The following is a 9627-nucleotide window of genomic DNA, read 5'->3' as shown; positions in this document are numbered from 1 at the left end:
TTATTCCCAAAACTTAAAGCATGAGTGGTACCTTCATCAATTTTGTCCTGATCTAACAAAGAGAGAGCCTCTACTGCAAATTTAGTTGTGAAAATATTTTTCTTATTTATGTTTTTAAGAATGTATTTTGTTAGGTTTTTATTAAAATTTTCAATACATTCTTTTCGCCCTCTAAAAGCATCTACTAAAAACCTTAAGGCATGTATCGATTTCTGATCTAACAATGAGCCAGATTTGTCTATAATTTGCCAGCAAAAATCGGCAATTTTAATTGCTTTATCTCTAGGAGCAACCATACAATACAATACCAATGTATCCCGCCAAAGAGAATCAGTTGGGATATCAAGCATCAATTTATCATTTAGCTTCTCTTCTTTTAATAGATTACATACAGAAAAGAATTCACAAAATCGACGATGCGAAAAACTTAAAACACGATCAATTCCCTGACCTTCTCTACAAAGGCGAGAAAATTTAAGTATCTCTACAATCTCTTCAAAATTGTGACGTGACAACTGTTTTCTCAATTCATTTATAGGTATTTCTAGGCTACTATTTTCAAAAAGCACCTTACCAAAATCAATCATAAAGTTTTTGATGTCGTCAGATTGTAACTTGTACCGTTGCATCTTTTCTCTACACGACGTATTGAGTATACCAGCAACGTAAGAGTCATAAACTAAAAATAGATTTTCGGGAAGGGAGCCTTGATTTCTATAAATATATTCAGAAATTAAAGCTGCAGTAAATGGGTTACGAGCGTGATTGGACAGATCAGGTCGCTCTCTAAAAAGCTCTTTGACCTTTTCATTGTTAATTTTTCCATATCTATTAAAAATTGAAATGATATTTGTTTCGCTTAATGGCCTTATTAGTAAACTGAGAGTAGATTGAAATGAGTCTGATGGCTTTCTAAACTCACGAGAGGCAATTATTCCCTGAGCTTTAGGCTGGCGAGCACCTTTTAAGAATTTGGTGAAAACGTAAGAAACTTCATCGATTAATAGGGAATCATGTGAAGTACCTAATATGGCTGGAATCTCATCAAATGAGTCAAAAACGAAAAACAGATTGCCATTTTCATACATTTTATCAAAATGGTCTTCAAAGAAGTCTCTGGTTACGATATCTCTGTTTTTAAGGTTTTCTAGTACAAACCCTTTGATTTCATCAACGGTTGGAGGTGTATCTTCTGTCCACTCCCGATCACTGTTCCATTCTTTTAAATTGATGTAAATTGGGATTTTGTACGATTTTAGAACTTCTTTTGAAGTAAGCAGACCAAGGCATAATTTTCGTAACGCGACACTTTTTCCTGCTCCCGGATCACCTAATACGAGGATTAATCGTTCTTTGGTTTCTTTTAATGCGGCAAGTAAATCTTTGACAATTTTTTTCTTTCGTCTATTTAGGTCTTGAAATTCAACCTCAGCTTCCAAAGGGGTATAATACTGTCCTCTCCAGTTGGTATCTTTATCTACCCTACGAATATCATCAGCAAGGGATTCACATACCATTTTGAATCTATCCTTGAAGTCGGGTTCTTGGATGATTTCTATAATGGTTTCCTTTTCTTTTCCCAATACCGTACGATCTTGGGTGAAGTAAAAAACAATAAAAACCAGAATTAAGACAAACAAATACAGTACTGGCGACGTATTGAGATCAGGAATTGATAAATCAGGTAAAAACCTTTTTGCAAGGTTTAGCAGAATAGGTTGTAGCCAGCTATTTGTTAATCCAACCACAACTACAGCTATGTTAACCACTGATAAACGAAGAAGGAAGTTACTTTTATCCGAAAACCATATGTTCTTAGCAACAAGTAAAATCAATAAACAAATCGCAGATAATGCTCCCCCTATCTTCCAACCACCAATTATATAGCCTACAATGAAGGCAAGCAAAGAAGTTATTAAAACAGATAAAAGCAATTGTTCTTTAGTTTTGATGCTATTCAACATGTTCTTACTTTGTAAAGTAATTATATCTTATATATCGAGTACAATATACTTTTTTCTCTTTAAAGAATTACAGAAGAGGAATTTACAGTTGGAATAAAATAGGCTAACCATCAACATCATCGCCCTAACCCCTTCAACTTCTCCACCGCTTCCACCATCCCTGGCTTAAGCTTCAGTGCAGCCTCATAGTCTGCAATTGCGCCAGCCTTATCGCCACTCATCTGCTTGGCCTGGCCGCGATTGAACACATGAAAGGGATCTTGAGGATCAAGGGAGATGGCCTTGTCGTAGTCCAGCTTGGCGGCGGCATAATTGCCGATGAGCAGGTAGCCATAGCCGCGCGCGCCATAGTTGGTGGCTTTTTGCTGCATGGAGTTTTTGATCACAAAATTCAAATCGGCAATGGCGGCCTGTGGGTTTTTACCCAACAAAGCGATCGAACGATTGTAGTGTACACTTACGTTGTTGGAATCCAGTTTGAGCGCCTGGTTGAACATCTCGATGGCCTGGTCTACTTTGCCTTGCGTGCCGTAAGCATTGCCCAACCCCTCGTAGATGGACACATTTTGGAAATTGTTGCGCAGCGCGGCTTCAAAATCGGCAATGGCCAGATCAATGCGGCCCGTTTTGCCGTAGTAATGCCCCCGGATTTTGCGGGGTTCGCCCGCGTTGGGATACAGTTTGATCACATTGGTCCAGAGCGTGTCGTGGTTTTGCCAGATGTTGACCTGCTCGCGGGTGCGCAGGGTGAAAAACAAATTCAGGCCCAGCACTGCCCCCCAAACGGCGTATTTTGTAGAAGGAAATTGGCCAATGAGTGCATTCAGCCCATAGCCCAGCATAAAGAACAAGCCTACATAAGGCAGATAAGTATAGCGGTCGGCCATGATCACCGCACCGACCGAAATGACTTGCAAAACCAGGGCGATGGTGAACAGGTAAAACCCAAATCCAAACAGAAAAATCTTGTGTTTGCGGGCATTCCACAGGCACCAGACCCCAATGGCGAGCACGAAGAGCAGACAAAAAAGGTAAATGCTGCCCTCTGTACCTTGCTTTACCGCGTCGAGATTGGGGTATGGATAAAAAGCAGAGAGGTTAAACGGCAAAAACAACTTGACGATGTACATCATAAAGCCGTAACCCGCAAGTTTGATGCGCTGAAAAGGGGAAAAAACATCGAAATCTGCCAGGGCATCGTTTTTTTCTACCATGCCAAACATCCCATGAAAACTGCCGCCATCTTGCACATCCAGCGCAATCAAACCAAAAAGTACAGCCACAGCTATAAACGGGATTTTTGCTACAATGCTTCCCATCGAAAGCAGCTTGCGCCCCTGCCAGTAATCCAGCAAAAAGAGCACAGGCACCAGCGAAACGGCCATCGCTTTGGACAGGCAAGAAAGCAAAAACGCGACAAGTGCCAGCACCCACCACAGGCCAAGCTTACCTTTTTCCAGGTGTTTCGAATAGGCCAAGGCCGACAAGAGAAAGAAAAACACGTACAGCACATCTTTGCGCTCCGATACCCAGGCCACCGACTCCACGTGCATGGGGTGCAAGCCAAAACCCAAGGCCGTAACCAGCGCAATCAACACGTTGCGCTTACTGAGTCCAAACGCAAACAAAAAAACCAGTACCGTATTCAAGATATGGAACACAATATTGAATACGATGTACGAGCGGGCACTTTCGATGCCGGAATTGGCAGCATTCCACCAAAGGGTCGCCATCGTCAGCGGATGATAATTCAAGGACACCACTGAATGCAACAGCACATTGAGATTTTCTGCATTGGCGGGCTTGAGGTAGGGATTTTCGGTTACGTAAGTGGGATCGTCCCAGTCTACAAACTGGTTGTCTGGTGCCTCCGTATACGCCAGAAAGACCCAAAGCGCGATGATGCCTAGCCACAACCATACCAAGGATGCAGCAGGAGCCGACTTAGCTGAATCAGTTGCTGGGGCAGTGTTGGGTTGCGTGATCGTGCTGCGTGGGGTATTTTTTTTTTGATCAGGTCGAGATCCTACAGGTTTCTTCTTGGGCTTGGACATACTGGCACAGTTTTGTGCCGTAAAATAGATAGGAAAGCGGAAAGATGAAAGCAGAGCGACAAAAGATGTGAAGGAGGGGATCGCTTTCATCATCTCTCCTCCTTTTATCAAAGTCTGATCTTCACTCATCTACTAAATTTTCAGGTCCTGAGGTGCGGCAGAGTGATTTAAGCCTTGTTATTTTTTTACCTTTGTTGTATATTTACGGTGATGGCAAAAGATAAATACCACGAACAAGTCAGACTCGCCCTGGAGAGAGATGGGTGGACGATAACCGATGACCCGTATCAATTATTGATGGGTACACGTAGAACTTACGTCGATCTTGGAGCAGAGCGACTGCTCATTGGGGCGGAAAAAGGCAAAGAAAAAATTGCGGTTGAAATCAAAACTTTCATGGGTGGCTCAGATTTGCAAGACTTTGATCAAGCAGTGGGACAGTTTCTTCGATACCGTTCGGCAATACAAAAAGAAGAGCCCGATCGAAAATTATACCTTGCCATGCCTTTTGTCTTTTACGAACGGTTTTTTCAAGACTTGTTCTTCTTGGAACTTTTGGAAGAAACTGACATCAGTACAATTGTTTATGATCAAACAAACGCAATTATCAAAAAATGGATAAAGTTCTAACTTACAAGGACATCGTTCGGAAGCTGGTTGAAGAAATTGGAAACCTTACCAGTCCTTCCTTAAAAGGCATAAATACGGAAATCATTATTGATGAGGAAAAAGGACATTATGTGCTTTTTTCTTTGGGCTGGCATAATGAACGCTGGCACTATGGCAGTTTTGTACACATTGACGTAAATTCTGATGGTAAGGTTTGGCTTCAACATGATGGAACTGATCTTTCCTTGGCCTATGAGTTGGTTAATCGAGGCATTCCCAAAACTGATATTGTTTTGGGTTACAAATCCCCTGTGGAGAGAGAATGGGCCGGGGAGTTTGCTCTAGCTTAATTTTGGGTGAATTTAAGAAACTTGGTTTTCGAAATATGACCCCACTACATATATATCATGTGGACTCAGGTTTTGTGCAAATCGTTTCGACGAAATCCTGTAAAATCAGGTTTCTCAAAGCACATTTGCACAAAACCTGAGTCCACAAAGCAAAAGTGGTTGAACCCTACTAAATCCTGATCCTCCAAATCTCGAACGCCTCCTTCATCAAGCGCTCGCGGTGATCGGGATGCGCAATATTGACCATGGCCCGCGCCCGTTCCTGGATGCTTCTTCCCCACATTTCAGCCACGCCGTATTCCGTTACGATATAGTGCACATGAGCTCGGGTAGTGACCACCCCTGCACCTGGTTGTAGCAGTGCCGTAATCCGACTAATGCCCTTGTTGGTCATGGAAGGGAGTGCGATGATGGGCTTGCCACCTTTGGAAAGTGCCGCCCCCCGGATAAAGTCCATTTGCCCACCTACCCCGGAAAAAATGCGGGTACCGATAGAGTCTGCACAAACCTGTCCGGTAATGTCTACTTCGATGGCGCTGTTGATGGCGGTAGCTTTGGGGTTTTTGCGGATGATGGAAGTATCGTTGACGTATTCGATGTCCAGTACGCGCACCAGGGGGTTGTCGTCCACAAAGTCGTATAGTTTTTGGGAACCCACCAAAAAACCGGTCACCAGGTGCCCACGGTGTTTGGCTTTGTGCTCATTGGTGATAACGCCTCTTTCCACCAAGGGAATGATGCCATCTGAAAACATCTCGGTGTGGATGCCCAATTCGCGGTGATGGATCATGGCGGCCAGTGCGGCATTGGGAATGGCTCCGATGCCCATTTGCAGGGTTGCGCCATTTTCTACCAGGCCAGCTATATTTTGACCAATCTTCCGTTCAATTTCTGTTGGTTCGGGAATAATCAAAGTTGGCAAAAGATAATTGACCTCAATGACCTTGTCAAAACGGCTGATGTGGATGTTGCCATCTCCTTGGGTGCGGGGCATGTGCGGATTGATTTCTGCAATCAGCACTTTGGCCGTTTCGGAAGCAGCCAAGGAAGTATCAACGGAAACCCCCAAAGTAACATACCCGTGTGCATCGGGTGGCGACACGTGCAAAATGGCCACATCCAAAGGAATCACGCCCCGCCGAAACAAGCGGGGAATGTCACTCAAAAATACAGGTACAAAATCGGCTCGACCTTCCTGCACGGCAGGGCGCATATTGGCGCCAGTGAATAGACTGTGTACATGAAAGCTGCCTTGCAAATGTTCGGCAGCATAAGGGGCTGGCCCCTCGGTATGCATTTGGTAAATCTGTACGTCACGCAACTCATCGCCGCGTTCGGCCAGCGCATGTACCAGTACCTGCGGGGCAGCAGCACCAGTGTGGATGAATACTTTATCGCCAGATCGAATAACTGAAACGGCTTCTTGTGGGGAAACGGGTGAATAAGCTTTGGAACTCATGACTATTGATGACTTGGTTTGAACCCCAAAATAAGGGGTCTATTTGTGACCTTGGAATGAGAATTGTCCTCAAAGTTAAATGACTTTTGCACTGTGATGAAAAAGGAAATACCTTTGTAGGCGCAAACGTACGCCATGGAATTTTCCAATTATTTGCCCTTGCCCTTGCGGGGGGATCATACCATCTTTTACTACCTCTTGTTGGTGGTATTGGCGGCTCAAATACTGCATTCGCTAAGTGTTGGGGTATTGTTTTTTGGAAAAAGCTCCGGAGACAAGCGCTCCAACTATTGCTATGGTGCATTGCTGATCTCCTTTGGCCTCACCTTGCTGCATTATTGGTTGGTACTGGCTGGTGTGTACGAGCGCTACCCGAGTTTGTATTTTATCCCGATCTATTATACCCTGGCCATTCCGGTGCTGCTTTTTTACCATGTCAAGTTGAGCTTGTACCCACAGTATCAGTTGAGGCGCAGCGACCTCAAGCACATGATCCTCCCGATTGGTCAATTCGTTTTTTTTGTGTTCATGTTTTTTTCCTCCATGGATTTTAAAGCGCATTATGGCCGCCAGTTTTTTAATCCATTCTACGGAGCGCTTGAACAAGGCTTATTTTTGACCTCCTTTTTTGCTTATCTCTATTTCGCGCGGCGGTACGTGGTACAAAAACGGAAAAACCTGCGCAACAAAATCGAGTTGCGGCGGGTATTTTACGCCCGAAAATTATTGCAAGTGGCCTTTTACGTATTTTGCATCCACACGTTTTTTGTGCTCAGCGATTTTATCAGCTATCAGTTTTGGGACATCAATTTGCGCTCGGTCAGGGTTTTTGCGGCGTTGGGCATTCTTTCCTTTGCGGGCATCCTGTTTTGGCTGGGTGTATACGGCTTCCAAATTTTGCTCTGGGGCCGAAAAGTATTGAATGAGGGGTAGTGTTTTCTTCATCGTTCCTTAATTTATTTTTATTTTTTCCTACCTTCCGCAGCAAACCATACTTTATGATCTATCGTACCCTAACCATGCTGTGGCTGAGTGCCATCACCTCGGCCTGCTGGAGCCAGAGCGGCTTGCCCAAACCCCTTCAAAAACCCTTGGCGCAAGTATCGGCAGAAGCCATCAAGGGCCACATTGCATACCTGGCCGACGACCGCATGAAAGGCCGCTTGCCAGGTACACCGGAATTTGATTTGGCCGGAAAATACGTGGAAACACAGTTTCAAAAACTCGGATTGGAGCCCGCTGGCGAAAACGGTGGCTATCGCCAAAAAGTGGTGGTGCGCACCGCCAAAATTGTCGCAGAGCAATGCCGGTTTCACTTTCACTCTACAAGTCAGCACATGGATCTGGAGTACGGCAAAGACTTCAGTGTTCAACCCGATTTCAATGCCGCACAAAACCGGGTTGAAGCCCCTTTGGTGTTTGTAGGACATGGCATTACTGCCCCCAAACTCAATCACGACGACTACAAAGGCATCGATGCGCAAGGGAAAATCGTGATTGTGCTGAGCAGAGTGCCCGAAAATAAATTTGGGAGTACCGAATCTGCACACCTGGCCACCACCCGCGCCAAAGTGGACATGGCCTACCAGCACGGCGCAGTGGGGGTATTGATCATGCCTGCACCTACGGTGGGCGGCCCTCAGGGCGGTGGCGGATCGGCGAAAGGCGTGGTATTTCCCAACGGAAAAGCCGAAGGACGGGGCGTCAATCCGTACCCTTCTATCAAGTTGGTGGGCTCCTTGACCTGGGCTGGGCTGGGCAAGATTTTGGGCAAAACCGACCTGAGCAGCAAGGAATTGGCCGCATTGTTGTACAATCCTTCAGCGCCAATCGAGATACCCGGCACCTTGCAAACCCAAACGGGTACCTTGTACGAACAACTGGAAACCTTCAATCTTGTGGGCAAAATTCCTGGATCCGACCCAGTGCTCAAGGAAGAATACGTGGTGCATACCGCCCACCTGGATCACGTAGGCATCGGTCGCCCCGTAAATGGCGATTCCATCTACAATGGCGCGCATGACAATGCTTCGGGAGTGGCCAGTTTACTGGAAATTGCCCGAGTATATCAAAACCTGAAAAAAGATCGCCCCAAGCGCTCCGTTCTGATTGTGATGGTCACCGGGGAAGAAATGGGCCTATTGGGTTCCACTTATTTTGCCATCAATCCAACCGTACCCAAAGACAAAATCGTAGCCGATATCAATACGGACATGCCTACGATCCTGGCGCCCTTGCTGGGGGTGGTACCGTTGGGCGCGGAGCATTCCACGTTAATGGCCACAGTGCAACAGGCGGCAGGCTACCTGGGGCTGGAAGTGATGCAAGACCACATGCCGCAGGAAGTACGCTTTGTGCGCAGCGATCAGTACAGCTTTGTATTGCAGGGGATTCCGGCGTTGCACATCAAATACGGGCTAAAAACCCAAGATCCTAATTTCGACCTGAATGGACTAATCGTGGATTTTACCAAAAACAATTACCATAAGCCTTCGGATGAACTCAATGGGTCATTCAATTTTGAAGCGGGTTGCACCTATGTTCGGCTGAATTTCCTGATCAGTTACCTGGTATCAAGGGCAGCGGAGCGTCCGAGCTGGAAACCAGAAAGTATTTTCGCTAAAATGTAGAAGGGGCGACCAGTTGGGGCGACCCTTCGTGGTCGCCCAATCTGGGTGGTTAGGGCGACCGCAAAGGGTCGCCCTAACAGGTCGCCCCGACAACCGATTATTTCCCTTTAAACAGCCCCGCCACAAAGATCACCACGACTGCACCTATTACCGATTGAACAATCTGGCTAACCAATACACTGCCAATATGCAGAGATACGCCCACCAACCCAAGTGCCCAGCCACCCACTATAGAGCCAACAATGCCGAGAATGATGTTGCCCAAAAGGCCGTAGCCACCGCCTTTCATGATTTGGCCAGCCAGCCAACCAGATACTGCTCCAATGATTAAAATGTAAACAATACTCATATTGACAATGATTTAAGTTGAAAAATGATGATTGACTAAATGTACAAAAAAAGAAACCATAGCGAGCTGGTTGCTTTTCTATTTTTCTTGCTACTTTACTTTAAAAATGAATCTATGTTGATAAAAGGCGTTGCGCTCCTGGCCGCTTGTTACATCATCGGGCAACTCACGGGCGAAACCTTAGGGCGTTTGCTGCACATTGATGCCAATGT

General features: G+C 45.6%; 9 protein-coding genes. 5 read left to right on the top strand and 4 right to left on the bottom strand.

Annotated features, from left to right (window positions below):
• Positions 1 to 1964: NACHT domain-containing protein (locus tag ABW391_RS17020; protein WP_353483098.1), on the bottom strand; the 1964-nt coding region annotated here is incomplete at its 3' end.
• Positions 1965 to 2080: 116 nt separating this feature from the next.
• Complete coding sequence (locus ABW391_RS17015) at positions 2081 to 4147, bottom strand: tetratricopeptide repeat protein (protein ID WP_353483097.1); 2067 nt, start codon at positions 4145 to 4147, stop codon at positions 2081 to 2083.
• Positions 4148 to 4228: 81 nt separating this feature from the next.
• On the opposite strand from ABW391_RS17015, the gene ABW391_RS17010 reads away from it, so the two are divergent.
• Both ABW391_RS17010 and ABW391_RS17005 read left to right on the top strand, forming a co-directional pair.
• On the top strand, positions 4229 to 4648 hold the full coding sequence (locus tag ABW391_RS17010; RefSeq protein ID WP_353483096.1) for an element excision factor XisH family protein: 420 nt from the start codon (positions 4229 to 4231) through the stop codon (positions 4646 to 4648).
• Complete coding sequence (locus ABW391_RS17005) at positions 4633 to 4977, top strand: XisI protein (RefSeq protein ID WP_353483095.1); 345 nt, start codon at positions 4633 to 4635, stop codon at positions 4975 to 4977. The genes ABW391_RS17010 and ABW391_RS17005 overlap by 16 nt, the downstream gene beginning before the upstream one ends.
• A 169-nt stretch (positions 4978 to 5146) precedes the next feature.
• On the opposite strand, the gene ABW391_RS17000 is transcribed toward ABW391_RS17005, so the two are convergent.
• Entirely contained in the window at positions 5147 to 6436 is a 1290-nt protein-coding gene (locus ABW391_RS17000) for an acetyl-CoA hydrolase/transferase family protein (protein ID WP_353483094.1), read from the bottom strand.
• Positions 6437 to 6571: 135 nt separating this feature from the next.
• Here ABW391_RS17000 and ABW391_RS16995 point away from each other — a divergent pair, with 135 nt between their 5' ends.
• Positions 6572 to 7369: a hypothetical protein gene (locus ABW391_RS16995; RefSeq protein WP_353483093.1), complete on the top strand. Its 798-nt coding sequence runs from the start codon at positions 6572 to 6574 to the stop codon at positions 7367 to 7369.
• A gap of 65 nt (positions 7370 to 7434) precedes the next feature.
• Positions 7435 to 9066, top strand: coding sequence for a M28 family peptidase (locus ABW391_RS16990; protein WP_353483092.1), 1632 nt, complete (start codon positions 7435 to 7437; stop codon positions 9064 to 9066).
• 97 nt (positions 9067 to 9163) lie between these two features.
• Here ABW391_RS16990 and ABW391_RS16985 read toward each other — a convergent pair whose 3' ends face one another.
• Positions 9164 to 9415 (bottom strand): GlsB/YeaQ/YmgE family stress response membrane protein, encoded by a 252-nt coding sequence (locus ABW391_RS16985; RefSeq protein ID WP_353483091.1) that lies wholly within the window; start codon positions 9413 to 9415, stop codon positions 9164 to 9166.
• A 39-nt stretch (positions 9416 to 9454) separates the two neighbouring features.
• Between ABW391_RS16985 and ABW391_RS16980 the strand changes: the two genes are divergently transcribed.
• Positions 9455 to 9627, top strand: a 173-nt coding sequence (locus ABW391_RS16980; RefSeq protein ID WP_353483100.1) for a malonate transporter subunit MadL, incomplete at its 3' end; no start/stop codon positions are given.

It is taken from the genome of Haliscomenobacter sp. (genome assembly GCF_040403615.1).
Classification (GTDB): Bacteria; Bacteroidota; Bacteroidia; order Chitinophagales; family Saprospiraceae; genus Haliscomenobacter.
The sequence above is the reverse complement of the archived record's forward strand: the minus strand, read 5'-3'. Positions and strand labels throughout refer to the sequence as shown.